The sequence below is a fragment of the Jannaschia helgolandensis genome (assembly GCF_900109285.1).
Taxonomy (GTDB): Bacteria; Pseudomonadota; Alphaproteobacteria; order Rhodobacterales; family Rhodobacteraceae; genus Jannaschia; species Jannaschia helgolandensis.
This window is the reverse complement of record NZ_FNZQ01000006.1, coordinates 121,864-144,803: the sequence shown is the minus strand read 5'-3', so window position 1 is coordinate 144,803 and position 22,940 is coordinate 121,864. Positions and strand designations below refer to the sequence as shown.

Here is a 22,940-nt window from a genome sequence, read left to right as displayed (position 1 = left end):
GGGGCCCATGCAGCCCCGACGCGGCCCGCACGGGCAAAGGAGACCCCATGCCAGACGATCAGATTTTCCCGCCCTCCGCCGAGATGGCGGCGAATGCCCATGCCGATCGCGCGACCTATGATGCGATGTATCAGGCCAGTGTCGAAGACCCCGAGGCGTTCTGGGCCGAGCATGGCAAGCGCGTCGACTGGATCAAACCCTATACCCGCGTAAAGGACACCAGCTTCGCGCCGGGCAACGTATCGATCAAATGGTTCGAGGACGGCACCCTGAACGTCGCCGCGAACTGCATCGACCGGCACCTGAAAGACAGGGGCACGCAGACCGCGATCATCTGGGAGCCGGACTCGCCCGATGACGAAGCGCAGCACATCACTTATCAGCAGTTGCATTCCCATGTCTGCAAGATGGCCAACGTCCTTAAAGGCATGGGTGTGACCAAAGGCGACCGCGTCGTCCTGTATATGCCGATGATTCCGCAGGCCGCCTATGCGATGCTTGCCTGCGCGCGGATTGGTGCGATCCATTCGATCGTCTTCGCGGGTTTCTCATCCGAGGCGTTGTCGGCGCGGATCAACGGGTCTGACGCGAAGGTCGTCATCACCGCTGACGGCGCGCCGCGCGGCGGGCGGGTCACCAACCTCAAGGACAGTGTCAACAAGGCGCTGCTGCATTGCGACGACAGCGTCAAATGCCTGTTGGTCAAGCGAACCGGACAACAGGTTGCGTTCCGCCCGGAGAATGACGTCTGGCTGCATGAAGCGGAGGCAGAGGTTTCCGACGACTGCCCGCCTGAGGAGATGAACGCCGAGGACACTTTGTTCATCCTCTACACGTCCGGCTCGACGGGGATGCCCAAGGGCGTGGTCCATACGACCGGGGGCTATCTCGTCTACGCCTCGATGACGCACCAATACACCTTTGACTACAAGGACGGCGAGGTGTTCTGGTGCACGGCGGACGTCGGCTGGGTCACGGGTCACAGTTATATCGTCTATGGCCCGCTGGCGAATGGCGCGACGACGCTGATGTTCGAAGGGGTGCCGACCTATCCTGACGCGGGCCGATTCTGGGCGGTCTGCGACAAACACAAGGTTGCGCAGTTCTATACCGCACCGACTGCCCTGCGTGCGCTGATGGGGCAGGGCAATTCCTTCGTGGAGCCGTATGATCTGAGCAGCCTTCGCATTCTTGGAACCGTGGGTGAGCCGATCAATCCCGAGGCATGGGCCTGGTACAACGACATCATTGGCAAAGGCCGCTGCCCCATAGTCGATACCTGGTGGCAGACGGAAACCGGCGGTCACCTGCTGACCCCCCTGCCCGGCGCCATAGCCACCAAACCGGGCAGCGCGACCCTGCCGTTCTTCGGCATTCAGCCCGTCATCCTTGAGCCCACGACGGGCGAGGAAATCCACGAGACCGCCGCCGAAGGGGTGCTTTGCATCAAGGACAGCTGGCCCGCCCAGATGCGGACCGTCTGGGGCGATCACGCGAGGTTCGAGAAAACCTATTTCAGCGACTACAAGAATTACTATTTCACCGGTGATGGCTGCCGCCGCGATGCCGACGGGTACTACTGGATCACGGGACGGGTCGACGACGTGATCAACGTGTCCGGTCACCGCATGGGCACCGCCGAAGTCGAAAGCGCGTTGGTCGCCCACCCCAAGGTGGCCGAAGCGGCAGTCGTTGGATACCCGCACGACGTAAAGGGTCAGGGTATCTATGCCTATGTCACGCTCATGGGGGGGCAGGAGCCTGACGACGCATTGCGTAAGGAGTTGTCAGACTGGGTCCGTTCCGAGATCGGACCCATTGCGAAACCTGATCTGATCCAATGGGCACCGGGTCTGCCGAAGACACGGTCAGGCAAGATCATGCGGCGCATTCTCCGCAAGATTGCAGAAAACGACTTCGGTGCATTGGGCGATACCTCGACTTTGGCCGATCCGTCGGTTGTGGACGATCTGATCGAAAATCGAATGAACCGATAAATATATGATTTATATACGTTAACGACGTCAAATTCTCGCCCCTGCATTACCGTTTCGACGCCGTGATGCAGGGGTTTTCTGTTCTGGCCCAGCGGGCGTAGCAAACAGAACGGAGGCCGACATGGCTATCATGGGACTTATCGGATCGTCACAACCATCATAAGGCGCGACAGCGACATCGGGTCAGGCGTAAGAACCGGACCGGGCAGCATCCACCGACAGTTCGACATCGACTGACACAAGTCATACCGCGGGCAACGCAAATGGCCAGCAGGCAGACGCGCCACGGTCTGCGGGCCAGACCCCTCCCGTGACGTATGCCCGCGGCGTGAACGGGACCGCATCGCGCTCCGGATCGGATGGTGGCGACAGCGTGGCCCGCCCGCAGAATGCACAGATGGATGCCCCGCGCCTGTTACAGGCATTTGCGCCTGATGCCGACGAAAATCGTGCCCGACGTTATGTCGAAGCAGCGCAGGACCGGCTGGTCAGCCAGCAACTCCTGTCTCGCATACCTCTCCCGACCGAAGCCCGACCCAATCTGATGGTCGAGACCCCTACCACGAAAGATGGGATCGCATCCAGTGGCACACCCCCACGAGGTCGCACCGCCTGACAGGAGGGCGGGTCGCGATGGACTTTTACCAAGCAGTTCGATCACGCAGCGATCTTAACGATTTGGTTATGAGCGCGGGAGCAGCTTTGGAGGCGAAATCATTTGTCGGCACAGCATTCCGGAGCCGTCGCGGCTGACGAACGGACGCTCGACTGGTCGGGCTGCCATCATCGCGATCACATCGAAGTCCTTTCCCTCGCGGCACGGACGCGGTAATGCCGGGCAAACAGGCAGCGGAGATGGCAATGACCAAAAACCACGAGAGCGATGTCGCCTTTATCAAGGCGCTGGCCGAACTTCTGCGCGAAAACGATCTAAGCGAACTGGAAGTCAGTCGCGAATACGGTGAAGACGACGCGCTGAACGTGCGTGTCGCGCGGCAACTGATCTCTGCCCCCGTTGCGGCCGCGCAGGCCCCGATGCAGATTTCTGCCCCACATTCGCCCCCGGCTTTGGCTCCTTCCAGTTCTGCCACCCCGCAGGAAGACCCGGCGCAAGACCCCGGCGCGGTCACATCACCTATGGTCGGCACGGCCTATCTGGCATCCGAGCCGGGCGTGGCCAACTTCATCGCCGTCGGCGATACTGTGGACGAAGGCCAGACGTTGCTGATCATCGAGGCCATGAAGACCATGAACCAGATCCCCAGCCCGCGCGCAGGCACCGTCAAACGCATTCTGGTCGAGGACGGCGCCGCCGTTGAATACGGTGCCCCCCTCGTGATCCTGGGCTGAGCGCGATGTTCAAGAAAATCCTGATCGCCAACCGGGGCGAGATTGCACTGCGCATCGTACGCGCCGCGCGCGAGATGGGGGTGGCAACCGTCGCTGTCCATTCCACCGCCGACTCTGATGCAATGCATGTCCGAATGGCCGACGAATCCATTTGCATCGGGCCTGCGCCAGGCAGCCAGTCTTACCTGAGCATACCGGCGATCATTTCCGCCTGCGAAATCACCGGCGCCGAAGCGATCCATCCCGGATACGGATTCCTGTCGGAAAACGCCGCCTTTGTGCAGGTGCTGGAAGATCACAACATCACCTTCATCGGCCCCACGGCGGAACACATCCGCATCATGGGCGACAAGATCACCGCCAAGGACACGATGATCAAACTTGGCGTGCCCTGCGTGCCGGGTTCGGACGGTGGCGTGCCCACGCTGGAGGACGCGCAGCGTCTGGGCGAGGAAATCGGATATCCGGTCATCGTCAAGGCCACGGCAGGTGGCGGTGGGCGCGGCATGAAGCTGGCCAAAACCGCCGCCGACATGGAAACCGCGTTCCGCACCGCACGCACCGAATCCAAGGCGGCGTTCGGCAACGACGAAGTTTATCTGGAAAAATACCTGACCACGCCGCGCCATATCGAGGTTCAGGTCTTCGGCGATGGGAAAGGCCGTGCGGTTCATCTGGGCGAGCGGGATTGTTCTTTGCAACGCCGTCACCAGAAGGTCTTCGAGGAGGCCCCCGGCCCCACGATTACACCCGAGCAGCGCGCGCAGATCGGCAAGACCTGCGCCGAGGCCGTAGCCCGCATCAACTATGCCGGCGCTGGCACGATCGAATTCCTGTACGAGAACGGCGAATTCTATTTCATCGAGATGAATACCCGCCTTCAGGTCGAACACCCGGTGACCGAGGCCATCTTCGGTGTCGACCTGGTGCGCGAACAGATCCGCGTGGCGTCCGGCTTGCCGATGTCGTTCCAGCAGGACGATCTGAAGATCAATGGCCATGCCATCGAAGTTCGGATTAATGCCGAAAAGCTGCCCAACTTTGCGCCCTCGCCCGGCACGATCACGCAATATCACGCCCCCGGCGGGTTGGGCGTGCGGATGGATTCGGCGCTTTATGACGGGTATCGCATCCCGCCCTATTACGACTCGCTGATCGGCAAGCTTATTGTCCATGGCCGCGACCGGCCCGAAGCACTGGCTCGTCTGCGACGGTCGCTGGGCGAGTTGATCGTCGATGGGGTCGATACCACGGTCCCGCTGTTTTTCGAGCTGTTGAAAGACTCGAACATACAGTCCGGCGATTACACGATTCATTGGCTGGAAGGCTGGCTGGAAGAGAACCTTGGCTGGAAAGGCTGACGCGCCAGAGGATTGAAAAGTCTTGGCGACACGGATCGACTGCGCGACAATGGGATCATGCCCCGCGATACCGCACCGATCACGCCCGAAAACCTTCTGATGGCCTATGCCTCGGGCGTTTTCCCGATGGCCGAAAGCCGGGCCGATCCCGATATATTCTGGGTTGACCCCGAAAGGCGCGGGGTTATGCCACTGGATGGGTTCCGTATGTCACGCAGCCTGGCAAAGCTCATCCGGCAGAACCGGTTCATCGTCACCCTGAACGAAGAGTTCGACGGTGTGGTCGCAGGATGCGCCGACCGGGCAGAAACTTGGATCAATCCCGAAATCATGGCGCTTTATTCCACCCTGCACGAAACCGGCTTCGCACATTCGCTGGAGATATGGGACGGCGATACACTGGCGGGCGGGGTCTATGGTGTGACGCTGGGTGCCGCGTTCTTCGGCGAGTCGATGTTCTCGCGCAGGCGCAATGCCTCAAAAGTGGCGCTGGCCTATCTGGTGACATTGCTGAACGCGCATGGATTCAAGCTGTTCGATACGCAGTTCCTGACGGAGCATCTGGCGTCCCTGGGCGCAATCGAAATCTCGCGCGGCCAGTATCACATTCGACTAAAGGATGCCCTGTCCAAAAAAGCGAAATTGACCGGGCCGGTGCCTCAGTTTCCGGCCGTCATGCATCTGAGAAGCCAGACGTCGTAACGCCGGTGCTCCAGCGCATTGAGGGCCGGTGACGAAGCCACCATCCATCCGGCGAACAGTTCCTTCACTTCACGCGCATCGACGATCTGGATCAGGCCGAAGGCATCACCGGTGGGATTGTTGGCAGGGAAGCGGCATTCGATCAACGTCACCTGCAACGGACCATAGGCCATCGTCTGGCCAACCGACATTTCAACGTCGATGACTTCGCCGCTGGTCTTGTCGAGCGTTCGCAGGACCGCGCCGTTGCCTGTGCCGGTGCGCACTGCCTGTGCCGAGGCGGGCACGGAGGCGACGACAACCGCGGCGGCGGCACAGCCAATGATGGCGGCGAAAAAGCGCGTCACTCCGGCCTCCACGCCTCGTAGTCGGTGGCGGGTTCGACATCCGCCCGGCGCAGCGATCCCTTGCGGAAAAACGCTCCGTCCGATCCGGTCAGATTGGGCAGATGCGGCTTTTCCCATGTCTTGCGGATGATCGGGTCACGGGTCGGCGGAAGCGCATAGGTGTGATGTAACCAACCATACCATTCGGTCGGCACGCGGCTTGCATCGTTGTCGCCGACATAGTGAATCCAGCGGCGGCTGTCGTCGGCATTGCGATAATAGACATTGCCCGCCACGTCCTCGCCGACTTTCTCGCCGAAGCGTCGGGTCCAGAGTGCGGTGCCAAAGCTCTGCCCGTCCCACCATCCAAAGAGGCGTTTCAGAAATCCGGCCATGACAATCCTCCGCGCGATGCACGCCACTTCCTACACCGCAGAGCCGGGTGGTCAAGGTTGCAGGGCGCAGTGCGCGACGGGTCGCGTATCTGTGCATGAATGCGTATTGAGCCGATCGGTTCAGTTTCCATATTACCTCCCATCTGAAACCAAGGACTCCTGTCATGATGCGATCCGCCCTTTTGCTGTCTACCATTCTGATGCTGGTCGCCCCGCCCGTCCTGTCACAACCCGAGCAGCGCACCGATATGGGCGAAGCGGCCATCGACGGGTTTGCCTACTCCATCGACCTCAATGCCGACGGGCAAATTTCGCCGATCGAGATGGACAGCGCGACGCGACAGGTTTTCACGTCGATGGATGTCGATGAAGACGGTCTTGTCGTTCGCAACGAGATGATTGGCTGGGAAAACGGCCTGTCCGGTCTGGCCGAGTTCCGGGGGCGTGGCCAAGCCTATGGTGCCACGATGGGTCTGGTGTTCGACATGCTGGACGCCGACCGCTCGGGTGCGCTGGACGTGGACGAACATGCAGCAGGCCTTGCGCGGGCATGGGTCTATGCCGACCGGGACGGCAATGGGATGATGTCCGTTTCGGAGTTTCGGGACAATTTTCTGGTAACGGTGGCGTTGCGCACCGCTTTGACCGAGTAACCCCGCTAGCCGGCGGATACCTTCAGCCCTGCAACTCCGGCCACGATAAGGGCGACCGACACCACCTTTAGTGGCGTGAACGCCTCCCCCAGCCAGAGCCAGCCCAACACGATGGTGCCGATGGCGCCCAACGCTGTCCAGATGGGATAGGCGACCGACACCGGCAAGTCCCGCATCGCCAGGGCCAATAACCAAAGGCCCACGATAACGCTGATAATTGTAATCACAGTCGGTCCTGTCCGGGTGAGTCCGTCTGACATCTTCATCGAAACTGCGAAAGCCACTTCGAACACGGCGGCAAGGGCGAGATATATCCAGGCCATGTGCCCTCCGGTGCGACGGACTCTGGTCGCTGTGGTTTCTGATGGTTCAGCGCAGGCCTACGGAATATCTAAGAAAGATGGAATTTGATCCCGGATTGGAATCGCCCAGCCCGCCGTTCGATGTGTGGTCGAGTCCGATACTGATCTGGCTGGAGCTGCCCAGCTGAATTCCGGCTTCAACGTCCGTGCGAAATTGCAGGGTATGGCCCAGATCGGGCCCGTCGCCGCGGCTGTAGGCGCCAGGCATGAACGATCCACCGACGAACCATCCGCTCGACGTCTCAATCCGGCCGGCCAGACCAACGCCAGCCCAGACGGCCCCGGCATCGGTGATCGCCGCGCCATAGACCAAGCTTAGCCCAAGGGCGCGTTCATCCTCCATTCGTCGGACGTAAAGTTCCGCATCGCGGTTGCCGTCCGTCTCGCGGACCCCCAGCGAAAACGCCAGCTCCTGCGCCGGGGCGGCATTGGACAATGCCAGGATTGCAGAAACGGCAATCGCCAATGGGCGAAAACCGGACAAACGTCCGGGTCTGCTCGAAATACGCAACATCAAGGTCTCCGCCTTTTTGTGTGTTTTTTGCCTCGGCTGAGAGAGTAGCCCCGCCTGACCCCAAGACGAAAACCCAAAACGGCGACAGCGGGCATTGGACAAACATCTGCGACCTTCATATCACACTGCGGACAGAGGGCACGCGCCATAGTGCCAGGCAAGGGAGAGCGAAGATGACAGAAACCCGCCAATACGGCTTCGACACGCTGCAGATTCATGCAGGGGCGCGCCCCGATCCGGCGACCGGCGCGCGCAATACGCCAATCTATCAGACGACGGCCTATGTGTTCCGTGACGCCGAACATGCCGCAGCGCTGTTCAACCTGCAGGAAGTCGGATTCATTTATTCACGCCTGACCAACCCGACCGTCGCGGTGCTGCAGGAACGCATCGCCACGCTGGAGGGCGGAGCGGGCGCGGTCTGCTGTTCTTCAGGTCATGCCGCGCAGATCATGTCGCTGTTCCCGCTGATGCAGCCGGGTTGCAACATCGTCGCCTCGACGCGTCTCTACGGCGGCACGGTCACGCAGTTCAGCCAGACGATCAAACGCTTCGGCTGGTCCTGTAAGTTTGTCGATTTCGACGATCTGGATGCCGTGCGCGATGCCATCGACGATGACACCCGCGCCATCTTCGGCGAGGCGATCGCCAACCCCGGCGGCTGGATCATGGACGTGCGCGCGGTGGCCGATATCGCCGATGCAGCGCAAATTCCGCTGATCATCGACAACACGTCGGCGACCCCCTATCTGATCCGCCCGATCGAACACGGGGCAACGCTGGTTGTCCATTCAACCACGAAATACCTGACCGGAAATGGCACCGTTACCGGCGGCTGCGTCGTCGATTCCGGCACCTTCGACTGGTCCGCAACCGGCAAGTTCCCATCCCTGTCCGAGGCCGAGCCCGCCTATCACGGTCTGAAATTCCACGAGACATTCGGCAACCTGGCCTTTACCTTCCACAGCATCGCGGTCGGGTTGCGCGACCTGGGCATGACGATGAACCCGCAGGCCGCGCACTATACCCTGTGCGGGATCGAGACGCTTTCGCTGCGGATGGAACGCCATGTCCGCAATGCCGAAACCGTGGCTGGCTGGCTGGAAAAGCACCCGGCGGTCGATCACGTCACCTATGCCGGGCTGCCGTCGTCCAAATATCACGCTTTGGCCAAGAAAATTTCCCCCAAGGGCGCAGGTGGTTTGTTCACCGTCGCCCTGAAGGGCGGTTATGACGCCTGCATCAAGTTTGTCGACAACCTGGAGATCTTCAGCCATGTCGCCAACCTTGGCGACACGCGCAGCCTGGTGATTCACTCCGCCTCGACGACCCACCGGCAGCTTTCACCGGAACAGCAGGCGGCTGCGGGGGCCGGTCCGGACGTGGTCCGCATTTCCATCGGGATCGAAGACGCCGATGACCTGATAGCCGATCTGGATCAGGCGCTGACCAAGGCGTCTGCCTGACAAACCGAAGACCGGGGCGGAACACAGCAATTGTCCGCCCCGGAAACTCCGTCAGCTTTTCTTGCGCGGTATCCTGCCTTAAGCTGCTTTCTTGTTCGGCGTCCTACTCGCCAGGGCGCGCATCCCCGTGCTAGGCCTTTTGCATGACCCCATTGATCGCGCTCGACCTTTCACTTGACGGCATCGCCATCCTGTCCCGTTCCGAAGGGGGGGTATGGTGGCGCGAGGGCATCGTTCGGCTGGATGTGCCCGATATGGGCGATGCGCTGACCCGGATGCGCAGGCGTTGCGCCGCGCGCGTAGGCGAGAATTTCACCTCGGTTCTGATCATTCCCGACAGTCAGCTTTTGTTCACGTCGCTGGAACGCGACGATCGTGACCCGAAGGTGACGATCCGTGCCCTTCTGCGCGGTCGCACTCCCTACGAGGTCGAGGACCTGACCTTCGATTTTATCCAGAAGGGCGACCGGCTGCAGGTCGCCGTGGTTGCCCTGGAAACGCTGCTGGAGGCGGAAAATTTCGCGGCCAAGTTCGGCTTCCGCCCGGTTGCCCTGATCGGCGCTCCGAAAGATGCCACCTATCCCGGCTTGCCCGACTTCGGTCCGACCGGTATCGCAGCGGAAATATTGAACGGCGAAAAGCTGATCCTTGATCTGGGTGACGAAATCACCGTGGTCCCGGCCCCGGACGCCCCGGACATGCCTGAAGAGCCCGAGGCCGAAACCTTCGGCGAAGCCCTCGCCGCCGTCAAAGCATCCGACGCGGATGATCGGTCGAAACCGTCTGCAGAAGACCCGGTTCCGCCAAAAGTCGCGGCTCCGACGTTTCCGCCATCCGCGCCCATGCCCTCGTCCGCACCGGTCGCGCCGCCGCGCGCCCGTGCCGAACCTGTGCCGTCTGTCCGCGCGGTTCCGCCGCCGCCGATCGGCAGCGCACCGGATTTAAGCGATCAAGGACCTCAGGATACTGCCGCGGTACTGCCGGAACCCGATGTGACAGTTCCCGAAGTGCCGACCATCCCGGAAGCGAAACCGGCAGACGTGACCCCGCCCACGCTTGTCACTCCGGCGGCGGCATCCGCGCCGTCTTCACCTAAGGTATCGACCGAGAGCGTCTCCGATACGCCAGGTTCAGAAGAGACCGACCGCGCGCCGACCGAAAATATACCGGATAGTCTGGATGACGCGTACGTTTTCACCCGCGCCCCGGCAGACCAGCGCAAGCCCGCCACAAAAGGCCCGACATTCAGCACTCAACGCAAACCACTGAGTGCGGCCGAACAGTCAAAGAAGCCACATCTGGCGCGCATAACTCCGCGCCTGAGTGGCCCGACCGCCGTGACCGACAGGAATACCTTGGCCGACGCAGCGGACCAATCGAAACCAGCCAATGTATCTGCCGCAAGTTTCCTGTCTGCCGACAAAGGCGACGACGATCTGACGTCGGCGACCGGCGATACGCCAACCTCTGCGCCGCCGCAGCCGACGTCTCCGGCCAAGGCGTCAACATCCTACGACCAACCCCGCCCAAAGGCGCGAAATTCGCTTGCGGACCGTCTGCGCCGACAGCCCAAGTCACCCCGACCGGCCCCGTCCGCGTCAGCCACCACGGACGAGACGGTCGCCATGACACTGCCGGGACTTGCGCGCGAGAATGCCGCGCAACCGGCGGGCAAGTCCGGCCTCGGAATGGGCCTTGTCCTGACGCTGGTCCTGCTTGGGCTCATGGCGTTGATCGCGGCATGGTCGGTGCTCTTCCAACCCGGCGATGCGGTTCCCGAGGTTGCGGATGACGCGTTGACGAAGCTTGAAGATTCCGCATCGGCCACGCTGATCCCGGATGCCACACCCGAGGCATCGCCCGAACGGGCACCCGACACAGACGTCGCATTGCTCTTGCCGGACAGCAGCAGTGCCACCCGAAGTGCGGGGGGCAGCGTTGCCTCTCCGGTGCCCGATCTGGTGACACCGCCTTTGCCGATTCCCGGCGCATCACCCGAGGAAATGGACGAAGCGGGCCTCATCGACGCCCCCGACGACGTCGGACTGTCCGAAAATCAGACCGACGTCGCAGGCGCGGATGGCACGTTCGAAACACCCGGTGCCTTCGACACGGTGACGGCCCTGCCGGATGCACCGCAGGCACAAGACCCGGAAGACATATATGTCGCATCGATCGACCCGGCCGTCCGCGTGGGCGACGCCGTCGCCCTGCCGCAATCTGCGCCGCCCGCCGATACATTTTCGCCGCAGACCGTGCCCGCGCCTGCCGGGACCGAATTTCCGACAGCCACGAACGGGCTTGTCGTGGCCAGCGCCAAGGGCACGCTTGCACCCGGCGGATATACCGTGGTGTCCGGGCGACCGCAGGTCTTTCCTGTACCCCGGCCCCAGACAAGCGCGGCACAAGTCGCGACCCGATCCGCCGAAGATGAGGCCCAGCGGGTCGTCCTGTTGCGCACCCGTCCCACCCAGCGCCCGAATGACGCTGAAGAACGGGTGGAACGGGTGTTGTTCAATGGCATGACCCAAGCGGAGCTGACCCGTGTCCAGCCCCGCCAGCGGCCTGCGTCGATCATCGCAGCCTCGGCCGCGCAATCCGAAACGCAGGCTGCGGCTACTGCCCGCGCCGCCTCCGAAGCCGCGGCCGCCGTTGCCGCGTCCGACGAACAGAATGCTGCCGTTCAGGCCGCCGCCGCCGCTGCCGCCGCATCGCTGGCCAATCGATCGTCCGCCGCTCCGACATCCCGCTTGGCGCTTGCGGAGTCGAACCGGCCCCGCACGCGCCCCCGTTCGGTCGAGCGCGAGGCCGCGCAGATTGTCACGCAGCGCCGCGAACAGGCTACTGTCGCTTCCGCCTCCACAAGCAGCGCGACTGCTGCTCCTCAGGCGACCAGCAGGGCGCCTGCAGCTCAGGCCAGCAGCACTCGCCAGACCATCCGGTCGGCAGGCGGCAGTGTGGCCCGCGCGGCCACACAGTCCAACGCCATTCACCTGCGCGAAATCAACCTGATCGGCATCTATGGACGCCCGACAGATCGTCGCGCCCTGGTCCGGATGTCGAATGGCCGATATGTAAAGGTCAAGGTCGGCGACAGGCTGGACCGGGGCCGCGTCACAGCCATCGGCGAAAGCGAGCTGAGCTATCAGAAGCGCGGACGCAATATTGTTTTGCGGATGCCCCGCGTCTGATCCTGGCCAATCTCAATCTGTCAGTCCGAGGGCGGCGCGCGTTGCCTGTGTCCATCCCAGGTGAAGCGTTGTGTCGGTGTCCACTACTGGACGTTTGATCAATGCCGGGTGCGCCACCATCAGTGTCACGAAATCACCTGCACGGACCTCTTCTGGCAGTCCGCGCCATGTCATCGACCGTGTATTCAGCATCGTGTCACCCAGTGCGTCATGCCAGTCCGCGACCTCGGCGCGTGTCACCGGATCGTCTCGCAGATCGCGCAGCCGGACATCATGCCCCTGAAGTGACAAGAGTTTAAGCGCTTTACGGCAGGTATCGCAGGCTTTCAGCCCGTGCAGGACGATCATCGGCAAGTCTCCCATTTTCAGGCGCACGTTTGCCCTCTCCCCTTGACGTTTTCAACGCAACCTTTAGCTCAGGATTGTGTCCGGAGGTCTCCGCGAGCACCTTCTCGCTTTGTGCTCCGGTCACCATACCGTCGCGATATTGCGGACGGACGACACGAAGGAGACACGGGAATGGCCGTTGGCACCGTGAAATGGTTCAATGCTACCAAAGGCTTCGGCTTCATCGCGCCCGATGACGGTGGAAAGGACATTTTCGTCCATATTTCCGCAGTCGAACAGGCCGGTCTGACGGGCTTGCGGGACAATCAGAAAATACAGTTCGAGTTGCGGGACGGTCGCGATGGCCGCACCTCCGCCACGGATCTCGTGGCGTTGGACTGAACCGTAAACTGGCCAACTGATTGTCACGCCGCGCCATTGCGGCGTGACGACCTGGGATGGCTGCGAAAGCGGGCATTTTTTACCGAAGCATGGCAACTGCCGTAGCGGGAGGCTGCGCTCCCAGAACGTCAGATGAACGGCCGAACGCTAGGCCCATTCCCACGGGCGAGTGTAATTGCCCATGACGGCAATGACGTCCCGCTGCTCGACTTCTCCGGTCTTTTCCAGCTTGGCGACAAGGCCGCGTTTCTTATCTTCGAACACGGACTGCACCCTGGCGGCAATACCGGCATCTGCCAGCGCAGCATCATAGACGCGCGTGATGGCCTTTTTGCGCAGGTCCGGCTTGAACACCTTGCCCACGGCAGTCTTGGGCAACTCGTCCAGGATTTCGATATATTTCGGAAGTGCCGCGCGTTCATGGACGTGTTCCTTGCACCAGGCAATCAGATCGTCCGGCGTGCATTTGGCCCCGGCGACCAATTCAACATAGGCGCAGGGCAATTCGCCCGCGAAGGCATCGGGCTGACCGATGGCCCCGGCCATGCCGACCGCTTCATGCCCGGCCAGCGCCTCCTCGATTTCGGCGGGGTCGATATTGTGACCGCCACGAATGATAAGGTCCTTGGCGCGCCCCGTGATCCAGAGATAACCGTCCTCATCCACCCGCCCCAGATCACCGGTTCGCAAATGCGTGCCGTAGTGGAACAGGTCGGTGTTCTTAGTTGCCTCGGTGTAGGTATGACCGGCCCAGACACCGGGAGACGCAACGCAGATTTCCCCCACGGTATCCGTCGGACATTCCTTTACGCCATTGCCATCTGTCGTCAAAATCTTGACGTCCGTGTACATGAACGGAATGCCGACCGAGCCGATTTTCTTCTCGCCGTCGATCGGGTTGCAACTGACCAGACAGGTCGCCTCGCTCAATCCGTAGCCTTCGACCACCTTGACGTTAGTCGTCTTTTCAAAACGACGGAACAACTCGACCGGCAGCGGGGACGATCCGCAGAACGCCGTCTTGATCGAGGAGATATCGGCATCGACTGGGCGCTGCATCATCGCCGACATGGCCGTCGGCACGGTAATCAGGAACGTGACCTTCCAGCGTTCGATCAGCTTCCACATGTTGTCGAAAACACCTTCACCGCGATAGCCCTGCGGAGTCGGGAAGACGACATGTGCGCCCGATGCGACCATCGCCATCAGAATGACGTGGCAAGCGAAAACGTGAAACAGCGGCAGCGGGCAGATCACCACGTCCTGTTCCGAAAACAGCAGGCGATGGCCGATCCAGCCATTGTAGATCATGCCGGAATACTTGTGCTGCACGACCTTCGGCATGCCCGTGGTGCCACCAGTGTGGAAGTACGCGGCAACGCGGTCTCCGGCACTGTCGGCAAAAGTCAGACGATCCTTGGGCTGCTTGGCCATTTCTGCGGTCCAGTTCAGGACGCGCGCCTTGTGCTTGACCTCGACCTTGGGCCGGATCAGCGGCACGATCAGTTTTTTGACGCCGGTCAGATAGCGGTGCAGATCGACCTCGATCACCGTATTGACGTTCGGAGCCAGCGCGACGGCTTCAGCTACCTTCTGCGCTACGTCGGTCTTGGGGAAGGCGCGCAGGGTGACGACGATCTTGGCCTCTGTCTCCCGCAGGATGGCACCGATCTGCTGTGCTTCCAACAACGGGTTGATCGGGTTGGCGATGCCGGCCACGGTCGCACCCAGAAGGGCAGTCGCGGTTTCGGTGCAATTGGGCAGGACGTATGCAACGCTATCGGTCTCGGACACGCCGAGCGATCGGAACAGGTTCGCGGCCTGAGTGACCTGACCATGGAACTGTGACCACGTCAGCGTTTCGGCCGGGTCGGTCGAACCGGACAGCAATTGATAGCTGATGGCCGCGCGATCACCATGCTTGGCCGCGGTCTGCGACAGAAGCTGATACAGAGTCTGCGCGGGCTGCGCAGACTCCCACGGCTCTGCCGCCTCGATGTCCAGAATATCCTGCTTGTTGGCGAAAGATGCCATGTGGTCGTCCCCTCCCGGTCAGCCGAGGCTCCCTCCCCGGTTCGTGCCGCGCAGGATGGGGGACAGGGCGCGTTGGTGCAAGTGAGACGCTACGGCGAGACGGCTTTCACTCCCTTCCAAATTTGTCAGGATCATCAGCCAGTGACACAGTTAAGGTCTGGATCAGAAGGGCCCGTCGGTTCGCTTCCAGGTCAGCCGCCCAGCTGCGCCTATTCCGCCGCCAGTCCGTCGGTGAACTGCAGTCGCGCCAGGCGTGAATATAGCCCGCCCTGCGCCACCAGCTCTTCGTGCGTACCCTGCGCGGCGATGCGACCGTTTTCCATGACGACAATACGGTCGGCCTGTTTTACGGTAGCCAACCGGTGCGCGACGATAATGGTGGTGCGGTTCTGCGCCAGCTTGGCCACAGCATCCTGCACCGCGCGCTCGGATTCGGCGTCAAGTGCACTTGTCGCTTCGTCCAGCAGCAGGACAGGGGCATTCCTGAGAATGGCGCGGGCGATCGCGATGCGTTGCTTCTGCCCGCCCGACAGCATCACGCCGCGTTCGCCGACATAGGTATCGTAGCCCTGCGGGAGCGCAGACAGGAAATCGTGTGCGGCGGCAGATTTCGCCGCCTCCTCGACCTGTGCATCGGTGGCTTCGGGGCTGCCGAAGCGGATGTTTTCGCGGGCCGATGCGGCAAAGATCACCGGGTCCTGCGGCACCAGGGCCAGATTGGCACGGAAGGCATCGCGATCCATATCCCTCAGGTCGACACCACCCAGTGTCACGCGCCCTTGATCGGGGTCATAGAACCGCTGAATCAACTGGATAACGGTGGATTTTCCTGCCCCCGACGGCCCGACGAGCGCAACCGTCTCGCCGGGGTTCACCACCAGATCCACGTCGTGCAGCGCCTTTGTTTCCGGTCGCGTGGGATAGCGGAACGTCACGCCCTCGAAAGCCACGGCATCGGCGCGCGGCGACATGACGGGCTGCGCCGGGTCGCGCACATCGTCTTCCACTTCCAGCAGTTCGACCAGACGTTCGGTCGCGCCCGCCGCGCGCTGCAATTCACCCCAGATTTCTGACAGGGCCGCCACCGATCCGGCGACCATGATGGCGTAGATCAGGAACTGGATCAGCTCACCGATCGACATGATTTCGGCTCGTACATCCCGCGCCCCGATCCACAACACGCCAACGACGCCGGCGAAAATCAACGCAATCACGATCACCGTCATTACGGCGCGAACCTTGATGCGGGTGCGTGCCGACAGGAACGACTTTTCGGTCACGTCGTCAAACCGATCAGACGCTTGCCCCTCGTAAGTATAGGCCTGCACGGTTTGCGCCGATAACAGCCACTCGGACGCCCGGCCTGAGGATTCAGCGATCCAATCCTGATTTTCACGGCTGAGCGTCCGCAGCTTCCGCCCAAGCACGATGATCGGCACGATCACCGCCGGTACCAATAACAACACCAACCCCGATAATTTGGGCGCAGTCCAGAGCATGAGAGCCAACCCGCCGCCAAAGATCAGGACGTTGCGCAAGGCTATGCTGACCGACGACCCAATCACCGATAGCAGCAGGGTTGTGTCCGTAGTGATGCGCGACAGAACCTCGCCCGTCAGTATATTGTCATAAAAGCTGGGAGACATGCGGATCATCCGGGCGAAAACCGCCTTGCGGATGTCGGCCACGACCCGTTCGCCCAGGCGCGTGACCAGATAATATCGCAGTCCGGTGCCCAAGGCCAAAAGTCCTGCAACGATCAGGGCGGCACCGAAATATTGGTCCAGAAGCTGGGTTTCACCCGTCTGGAACCCGTCGACCACGCGGCGCACCGCCAGCGGCAGAACCAGAGACACAAAGGCAGTCAGTACGAGCGCGGTCATCGCGGCGAACACCATGACCAGATGCGGCCTGAAGAACGGAATCAAGGATCGCAGGCTGCCAATCCGCTTCGACCCCGTGCGATCGGCTACCTTCGCGATATCGGCCATGCGGTTCTCCGGCTGTATTGACGCTGACCTAAGCGCGACATGGGGGCGGCGCAAGTTCATGGACCTGGTCGGGGGGTGGAGCGGGCGGCGGGAATCGAACCCGCGTCATTAGCTTGGAAGGCTAAGGTCTTACCACTACACAACGCCCGCATCAGTAGACGCAGTTATCGCGGTTCGTTTCTGAGCGCAAGATCACACCTGCTCGATCCGAGTCAGGTTTGCTCATGGAGGACAAGCGCAGTCTCACCTCCTGTCTCACAGGTGCCCGCAGGAACCCTTATTGGCCACGGCACCTGCAGCCACAGTCCAGCTCCGGCTGTGAACCGATGCGGCAGGGCCTTAGTGACTGGCCGATACTGCGGTCAGAACCGGTTTGCGATGCGACGGGCGAAGCGTGCCATAGACGTCACCGATGATCTCGGTCAGGCGCGCACGGGCAGGGTCAAGCGGGGCCGGCGCGGAGTAGAGCGAAATACCGACTTCGCCGATTTCAGGCAGGTTCCCACCATGTGGAACGGGCAACATTTCCGGCGTATCGAAACCGTCGATCACGACGTGACAGGCCAGATCGGCGCTGACGGAAGCGTCAATCGCGCGGCTGGATTCGGCAGTAATCGCCACCTCCCATGAAATGTCCGCGGCATCCAGAGCGGCCTGCGCACGGGTCCGAAACACGCAGGCGGTCTCGAAAGCCAGACGCAGTGGGCGCTGTGTCCAGGCGATGCCCTCTTCGGCACCGACCCAGATCATCGGCAATCGCACCAATTCCTCGCCGCCCGGACCGGGGGCAGCTTCGGTAGTCAGGATGACATCGCAGCCGCCTTCTGCGAACATCTCGTGCAAAGTGGTGGTGACGCTGGAAATCAAGGTGATCCGTACACGCGGGTACTCTGCCGCAAACGCCCGCAGGACCGCTGGAATGCAACGTGGCACGATATCGTGCGGCACGCCCAGACGAATTTCGCCCTCGGGCACAGCATCGCGCATCCGATCAAGCAACTCGTCATTCAACGAGAGCATGCGCCGGGCATAGGCCAGCACCTTTTCCCCTTCGGGCGTCAAGCGTACGCCGCGACCCGCCCTGTCCAGCAGGCGGGTATCCAGCGCCTCCTCCAATCGTTTGATCTGCATCGACACAGCCGATTGCGTCAGATGCAAAAGCACGGCGGACCGTGTTACGCCTCCGGTCGCGGCGACGGTGGCGAAAGCACGTAGTGCGGTAAGATCTAGATTTCGGGCCATCTGGTTTTCCTTCCGCGGGTTTTCTAACAAGTTGGCCCAAATAACGGAAATAGATTGGTTTCATGGCACACATCACAATCTGGAATGTGCCTGCGATGACATCTATAGACAAAACAGTAGCCTTCGATAGGTAATAACAATCGAAAAGCCGCGAAACTGCCATAATGCCCGCTTGAATTGTCTTCAGCCAACCCCGATATTCCACCCGAGGGAAGCCGCACCGGCCCACCCATGTTCTCATCCCTATGGAGGAACCAGATGGCACAATTCGACGCTCTGCGGACCGGTACCGTTTCCGGCGCCCGCGCCGCAGAAATTGATCAGGGCCTTCGCGCCCACATGAACAAGGTCTACGGCACGATGTCCGTGGGCATGCTCATCACATTCGCTGCAGCCTGGGCGCTGTCCGGCCTCGCGACCACGACCGATCCGACGCAGGCTGTCGCACAGATGCCCAATGGGGTCATGGTGACATCGCTGGGCGAAACGCTGTATTTCTCGGCCCTTCGCTGGGTTGTGATGTTCGCACCGCTGGCCTTCGTCTTCGGCTTTTCAGCCATGATCAACCGGATGTCAGCCGCAACCGCGCAACTGGTGTTCTACGCTTTCGCCGCCACCATGGGCGTGTCGCTCAGTTCGATCTTCATCGTCTTCACAGGCGTATCGATCATGCAGACGTTTCTTGTGACGTCGATCGCCTTCGCGGGTCTGTCGCTCTATGGCTACACGACCAAGAAGGATCTGTCCGCGATGGGCACGTTCCTGATCATGGGCGTAATCGGCCTGATCGTGGCGATGGTCGTCAACCTGTTCATCCAGTCGGGTCCGCTCGGCATGGCGATCTCGGCGATCGGTGTGCTGATCTTTGCGGGTCTGACGGCCTACGATACGCAGAAGATCAAGACCGAGTACATCGCTCACGCCGCACAAAGCGATCAGGAGTGGTTGGGCAAAGCCGCCATCATGGGCGCGCTGAACCTCTACCTCGACTTCATCAACATGTTCATGTTCCTGCTGCAGTTCATGGGCAACCGCGAGTAACGTACAGTTCATGAAAATGGATCAGGCCGCCCTTCGGGGCGGCCTTTTGCGTTCCGGGAACAGTTGCAAGTTTCAGCCCGAACACAGCATTCTCTTGCGACCCAACACAAGGATACATGTCATGAAGATCGACTATGTAGAGTTCACCTCTCCGGCTTTGGAAGATACGCAATCCTTCTTCGCCGCCGCATTCGGGTGGAGCTTCGTGGACTATGGTCCAGACTATCGCGATATTCAGAATGCCGGAACCGGCGGTGGGATCGAGCGGGGGGGCCAGCGTGCACCGCTTATCGTGCTGCGGACCGATAATCTGGACGACGCACTGGCGCGAATTCGTGATGCCGGTGCCGAGATCACGAAGGAAATCTTCGATTTTCCCGGCGGTCGCAGGTTTCAGTTCCGTGAACCCGGCGGAACGGAGATGGCCGTCTGGTCCGACGGCTGAGACGCCGCCCACCCCTATCGCTTGAACAACTGTCCTTCGCCCTGCGCACGGGGCCTGTGCACATGAGCGGATTGCACGATCCCGAACGCCAGCATCAAAACAAGCATCGCCGACCCGCCATAGCTGACCAGCGGAAGCGGCACACCGACAACCGGGGCCATACCCATGACCATCGACATATTGACCGCAAAGAACAGGAAGAACGTCGCCGCAACACCCAGCGTTGCCAAGGCTGAGAACCGATCCTTCATGCGCAGGGCCGATACGATGCAGAATATGATGATAAGCATGTACAGCGCCAGAAGGGATGCACCCCCCACCAGACCGAACTCTTCGGCAAGAATAGTGAAAATGAAATCTGTCTGCTTTTCAGGCAGGAAGTCCAGGCGCGCCTGCGTGCCCTGCATGAATCCCTTGCCGGTCCAGCCCCCCGAGCCCAGCGCAATCTTGGACTGGGTTATATTGTAGCCCGCTCCCAACGGGTCCGTGTCCGGGTCCAGAAAGGTATCGATGCGACGATACTGATAATTCTCGATCATCTGCCACGTCGTACCCCGTGATTTGATCACCGCCGTAACCAGCCCCGCCGCTGCCGCGAAGACCGTGGCGAAATATGCCCAGTGTACCCCTGCCAGAAACATCATCATGGCGCCGCCCATCAGCAACAGGATCGCGGTGCCCAGATCGGGTTGTTTCAGTACCAGCATTGTCGGCAAAAGAATTATCAGCACGGGCAGGATCACCCACTGCGGGCGATTGACCTTAGTGACCGGCAACCAGTCGTAATAGGCCGCCAGCATGAGAACGAGCGTGATCTTCATCAACTCGGACGGCTGCAGTCGCATGAAACCGATGTCGATCCATCTTTGCGCACCGCCTCCCGAGGCACCCACAAAATCCACCGCCAGAAGAAGAACCAGGGCTCCGCCATACATCGCAGCCGAAACATTGCGCCAAAACCAGATCGGAATCATGGCGGCCGCGAACATCACTACAAGACCCAGAGCGAACCGCTGCATCTGCGGCTCGGCCCAGTACCAGCTGCCACCGCCCACCGAGTAGAGAACAATGAACCCGATCGACGCTACTGCCGTCACCAGAAGCACAAGACCCCAATTCAGAGCGAGCACCTTGCTCAGACCTGACGGCACACGGGCGACTTTATATTCAAGGTAGCTCATCTTTGCATCATGCTTCCGATGTGCCCGAAGTTCGGCTGGATATTGCAGGATTCAGCTTCAGATCGGACAGAATACCCTCGACCTTTTCACGGTCCCGGCTGGGATAGGCGTCAAGCGGCGGCATCCCGTTGTTGAGCGCATAGAGCATGATATCGCGGGCGATAGGTGCCGCCACAGTAGATCCGCCGCCACCGTGTTCAACTACGACCGAGACAGAATACCTGGGGTTTTCATAGGGACCATATCCGACGAAAAGGGCGTGATCCCTCCGGTCCCATGGCAGATCTTCGTTGCTGATCACGCCCTTCGCACGTTCGGCTGTCGTGATGTTGCGAACCTGACTGGTGCCGGTCTTTCCGGCCCATTTCATGCCCGCCAGGTCGAATTTGGACCCCCCTGCCGTGCCTTTGGGGGCGTTCACCACCTGAAACATGCCGTCGCGCGCACGATCCAACCAACTGCGCGGCAGGTCCAGCGGCCCCTGGACACCCGAAGGGCGCGCCACACCACCGACCGAACGGACCATCCGGGGGTTGACCTCCAACCCCGACGCAATGCGGGCTGTCATCACGGCCAATTGCAACGGAGAGGTCAGGACATACCCCTGCCCGATGGCCGCATTCAGGCTATCGCCGACATACCAGTCCTCGCCCCGTCGGGTGCGTTTCCAGTCGCGATCAGGGATCAGCCCTTCGCTGATCGACGTCATCTCGATATCATGCGCGATACCCAGCCCCAACCTGCGCGCCATCCTGGCGATGTTGTCGATCCCTGTTCTTTGCGCCATTTCATAATAATAAATGTCGCAGCTTTCGCGCAGCGATTTCGCCATATCCACATTGCCATGACCCCCGCGCTTCCAGCAATGGAACCGGCGGTTGGAGACATTGATATAGCCGCCGCAATAGATCTGTTCGTCAGGTGTGATGACCTCCGCTTCCATGGCTGCCATAATTACTGCCATTTTGAACGTCGATCCGGGGGGGTACAGGCCCTGCACGATCTTGTTGTGCAAGGGGCGGCGATCGTTGTCGCGAAGGCCGGAATAATCTGGCACGCTTATGCCCGACACGAACATGTTCGGATCGTATGACGGCGAAGACACAGCGGCGACAATATCACCATTGAGCACATCCATCACCACAGCGCTGGCGCTTTCCGTGCCAAGGCGCGCCTGCGTGAAGTTCTGCAATCCCGCGTCGATCGTCAGCTGAACATCGGCACCGGGCCCGGATTCCGTGCGCCCCAACTCGCGCATGATACGGCCCGCGGCATTCTGCTCGACACGCATGGCCCCCGCCCGCCCGCGCAAATCGTCCTCCAACCGCTGCTCGACTCCGATTTTCCCGATCTGGAACTGAGGTGTCAGCAACAGCGGATCAGGGTTTTCGGCATCCTCGATATCACGCTCGGACACGCTTCCGACATAGCCGATGACATGGGCATAATCCGGTCCCATCGGATAGGAACGGCTAAGTCCCACTTCAGGCGTGATCCCGGACAGCGCGGGCACGTTGACCGAAATCATCGAAAGTTCGTCCCAGGTCAATCGGTCGGCCAGCGTGACGGATTGATGTGGACGACGATCCATCTCGCGCAGGGCTCGCTGCAACACCTCTTCGTCCAGCTTCACCAGACCGCGCAGGTTGGCGATCACGGCATCCGCGTCATCGGCATCCTGGCGGATCATCGAGACGCGGTAAATCTGCTCATTGCCAGCAAGTTCGATGCCATTGCGGTCGTAAATCACCCCGCGTTCGGGCGCGATCAGGCGAACCTTGATGCGGTTTTCTTCCGCCAGCAGCAGAAACTCATCGGCCTGGTCCACCTGCAGATAGCGCATCCGCCCCAATACAAGAGCGCCGATCCCAAGCTGCACACCGCCCAAGATCAGACCGCGACGCGAAACGCGCCGGGACGACAGAGTGATATCCTGTGCGTTGCGTTTCATGGCGCGTCC

21 protein-coding genes and 1 tRNA gene are annotated in these 22,940 nt (G+C 61.1%); 11 read left to right on the top strand and 11 right to left on the bottom strand.

The window, feature by feature from the left end:
* Positions 1-47: 47 nt before the first annotated feature.
* The 5 genes from acs to aat all read left to right on the top strand — a co-directional run bounded on the left by acs (position 48) and on the right by aat (position 5,410).
* Entirely contained in the window at positions 48-1,997 is a 1,950-nt protein-coding gene (gene acs / locus BMY38_RS14775; RefSeq protein WP_092764173.1) for an acetate--CoA ligase, read from the top strand.
* Positions 1,998-2,307: 310 nt separating this feature from the next.
* The gene (locus tag BMY38_RS14770) at positions 2,308-2,613 is read left to right on the top strand and encodes a hypothetical protein (protein ID WP_092764171.1); all 306 of its coding nucleotides are present in this window, start codon (positions 2,308-2,310) and stop codon (positions 2,611-2,613) included.
* Between the two features lie 245 nt (positions 2,614-2,858).
* A complete protein-coding gene (accB, locus tag BMY38_RS14765) occupies positions 2,859-3,347 on the top strand; it encodes an acetyl-CoA carboxylase biotin carboxyl carrier protein (RefSeq protein WP_092764330.1) in 489 nt (162 codons plus the stop codon).
* 5 nt (positions 3,348-3,352) lie between these two features.
* Positions 3,353-4,708 carry an acetyl-CoA carboxylase biotin carboxylase subunit gene (gene accC / locus BMY38_RS14760; protein WP_092764169.1) on the top strand — a complete coding sequence of 452 codons (1,356 nt, stop codon included), beginning with the start codon at positions 3,353-3,355 and terminating at the stop codon, positions 4,706-4,708.
* A gap of 57 nt (positions 4,709-4,765) precedes the next feature.
* Positions 4,766-5,410 (top strand): leucyl/phenylalanyl-tRNA--protein transferase, encoded by a 645-nt coding sequence (aat, locus tag BMY38_RS14755; RefSeq protein WP_092764326.1) that lies wholly within the window; start codon positions 4,766-4,768, stop codon positions 5,408-5,410.
* Here the strand turns inward: aat and BMY38_RS14750 are convergent.
* Entirely contained in the window at positions 5,368-5,757 is a 390-nt protein-coding gene (locus BMY38_RS14750) for a DUF2155 domain-containing protein (RefSeq protein WP_175495898.1), read from the bottom strand. The two genes, aat and BMY38_RS14750, sit on opposite strands and share 43 nt — an antisense overlap.
* Positions 5,754-6,131 (bottom strand): NADH:ubiquinone oxidoreductase subunit NDUFA12, encoded by a 378-nt coding sequence (locus BMY38_RS14745; RefSeq protein WP_092764167.1) that lies wholly within the window; start codon positions 6,129-6,131, stop codon positions 5,754-5,756. Before BMY38_RS14745 ends, BMY38_RS14750 begins: the two co-directional genes overlap by 4 nt.
* 164 nt (positions 6,132-6,295) lie before the next feature.
* Here BMY38_RS14745 and BMY38_RS14740 point away from each other — a divergent pair, with 164 nt between their 5' ends.
* Positions 6,296-6,784, top strand: coding sequence for an EF-hand domain-containing protein (locus tag BMY38_RS14740; RefSeq protein WP_092764165.1), 489 nt, complete (start codon positions 6,296-6,298; stop codon positions 6,782-6,784).
* Positions 6,785-6,789: 5 nt separating this feature from the next.
* Here BMY38_RS14740 and BMY38_RS14735 read toward each other — a convergent pair whose 3' ends face one another.
* Complete coding sequence (locus tag BMY38_RS14735; protein ID WP_092764163.1) at positions 6,790-7,107, bottom strand: DMT family transporter; 318 nt, start codon at positions 7,105-7,107, stop codon at positions 6,790-6,792.
* Positions 7,108-7,153: 46 nt separating this feature from the next.
* Positions 7,154-7,660 carry an acyloxyacyl hydrolase gene (locus BMY38_RS14730; RefSeq protein WP_092764161.1) on the bottom strand — a complete coding sequence of 169 codons (507 nt, stop codon included), beginning with the start codon at positions 7,658-7,660 and terminating at the stop codon, positions 7,154-7,156.
* Positions 7,661-7,833: 173 nt separating this feature from the next.
* Here BMY38_RS14730 and BMY38_RS14725 point away from each other — a divergent pair, with 173 nt between their 5' ends.
* Entirely contained in the window at positions 7,834-9,126 is a 1,293-nt protein-coding gene (locus tag BMY38_RS14725) for an O-acetylhomoserine aminocarboxypropyltransferase/cysteine synthase family protein (RefSeq protein WP_092764159.1), read from the top strand.
* Positions 9,127-9,269: 143 nt separating this feature from the next.
* Complete coding sequence (locus BMY38_RS14720; RefSeq protein WP_092764157.1) at positions 9,270-12,317, top strand: hypothetical protein; 3,048 nt, start codon at positions 9,270-9,272, stop codon at positions 12,315-12,317.
* Between the two features lie 12 nt (positions 12,318-12,329).
* Here BMY38_RS14720 and BMY38_RS14715 read toward each other — a convergent pair whose 3' ends face one another.
* On the bottom strand, positions 12,330-12,665 hold the full coding sequence (locus BMY38_RS14715; RefSeq protein ID WP_342707782.1) for an arsenate reductase family protein: 336 nt from the start codon (positions 12,663-12,665) through the stop codon (positions 12,330-12,332).
* A gap of 171 nt (positions 12,666-12,836) precedes the next feature.
* Between BMY38_RS14715 and BMY38_RS14710 the strand changes: the two genes are divergently transcribed.
* Complete coding sequence (locus tag BMY38_RS14710) at positions 12,837-13,046, top strand: cold-shock protein (RefSeq protein WP_092764155.1); 210 nt, start codon at positions 12,837-12,839, stop codon at positions 13,044-13,046.
* A 147-nt stretch (positions 13,047-13,193) separates the two neighbouring features.
* Here BMY38_RS14710 and BMY38_RS14705 read toward each other — a convergent pair whose 3' ends face one another.
* The 4 genes from BMY38_RS14705 to BMY38_RS14690 form a co-directional block, all read right to left on the bottom strand.
* Complete coding sequence (locus tag BMY38_RS14705; protein WP_092764153.1) at positions 13,194-15,080, bottom strand: acyl-CoA synthetase; 1,887 nt, start codon at positions 15,078-15,080, stop codon at positions 13,194-13,196.
* A gap of 209 nt (positions 15,081-15,289) precedes the next feature.
* Positions 15,290-17,071 (bottom strand): ABC transporter transmembrane domain-containing protein, encoded by a 1,782-nt coding sequence (locus BMY38_RS14700; protein WP_092764151.1) that lies wholly within the window; start codon positions 17,069-17,071, stop codon positions 15,290-15,292.
* Between the two features lie 76 nt (positions 17,072-17,147).
* A tRNA-Gly gene (locus BMY38_RS14695) sits at positions 17,148-17,221 on the bottom strand.
* Between the two features lie 189 nt (positions 17,222-17,410).
* The gene (locus tag BMY38_RS14690; RefSeq protein WP_092764148.1) at positions 17,411-18,313 is read right to left on the bottom strand and encodes a LysR family transcriptional regulator; all 903 of its coding nucleotides are present in this window, start codon (positions 18,311-18,313) and stop codon (positions 17,411-17,413) included.
* A 258-nt stretch (positions 18,314-18,571) separates the two neighbouring features.
* Here BMY38_RS14690 and BMY38_RS14685 point away from each other — a divergent pair, with 258 nt between their 5' ends.
* Both BMY38_RS14685 and BMY38_RS14680 read left to right on the top strand, forming a co-directional pair.
* Positions 18,572-19,354 carry a Bax inhibitor-1/YccA family protein gene (locus BMY38_RS14685; protein ID WP_092764146.1) on the top strand — a complete coding sequence of 261 codons (783 nt, stop codon included), beginning with the start codon at positions 18,572-18,574 and terminating at the stop codon, positions 19,352-19,354.
* 121 nt (positions 19,355-19,475) lie between these two features.
* Positions 19,476-19,799 (top strand): VOC family protein, encoded by a 324-nt coding sequence (locus BMY38_RS14680; protein ID WP_092764144.1) that lies wholly within the window; start codon positions 19,476-19,478, stop codon positions 19,797-19,799.
* Between the two features lie 14 nt (positions 19,800-19,813).
* Here BMY38_RS14680 and rodA read toward each other — a convergent pair whose 3' ends face one another.
* Positions 19,814-20,980, bottom strand: a complete 1,167-nt coding sequence (rodA, locus tag BMY38_RS14675; protein WP_092764142.1) for a rod shape-determining protein RodA — start codon at positions 20,978-20,980, stop codon at positions 19,814-19,816.
* Between the two features lie 7 nt (positions 20,981-20,987).
* Positions 20,988-22,931 carry a penicillin-binding protein 2 gene (gene mrdA / locus BMY38_RS14670; RefSeq protein ID WP_092764140.1) on the bottom strand — a complete coding sequence of 648 codons (1,944 nt, stop codon included), beginning with the start codon at positions 22,929-22,931 and terminating at the stop codon, positions 20,988-20,990.
* Between the last annotated feature and the right edge of the window lie 9 nt (positions 22,932-22,940).